Raw genomic sequence first — 462 nt, 5'->3', positions numbered from 1 at the left:
GACCCAGGGCGCGGTCAGCCGCCAGATCAAACTTCTGGAAGATCAGTTCGGCCGCCGGCTGTTCGAACGCGACAGCCGCAATGTCAGGCTGTCGACATCGGGCGAGATCTACGCCGAGGCGGTGCGTTCAGCACTTGGGCAATTGCGTGACGCAGCCCTTGGATTGATGAGCAATCGGCATAGTGGCATGCTGAACCTTGCCATTTTGCCGACCTTCGGCACGCGCTGGCTGATGCCGATGATCCCCGATTTCGTCGAAAACAATCCCGATATCACCATCAACTTCGTCACCCGCGTCGGTCGCTTCGACTTCGCCAGGGAGAGGCTTGATGCCGCCATCCACTACGGCCTGCCGGACTGGCCGGAGGCCGACTCGACACTGTTGGTGCGCGAAACCGCGGCGCCGGCCGTGTCGCCCGAATTCCTCGCCGGCCGCGCCATCGCCGCACCGGCCGATATCGG

1 protein-coding gene is annotated in these 462 nt (G+C 63.4%); it reads left to right on the top strand.

The window, feature by feature from the left end; all coding sequences use genetic code 11:
* The coding region (locus EN884_RS38180) for a LysR family transcriptional regulator (protein ID WP_164895526.1) at nucleotides 1-462 on the top strand (462 nt) is incomplete at both ends.

The sequence above is a fragment of the Mesorhizobium sp. M7A.F.Ca.AU.001.01.1.1 genome (assembly GCF_004022735.1).
Lineage (GTDB): Bacteria > Pseudomonadota > Alphaproteobacteria > Rhizobiales > Rhizobiaceae > Mesorhizobium > Mesorhizobium ciceri.
Note: the sequence above shows the minus strand (reverse complement) of the source record. Positions and strands in the feature narration are given on the sequence as shown.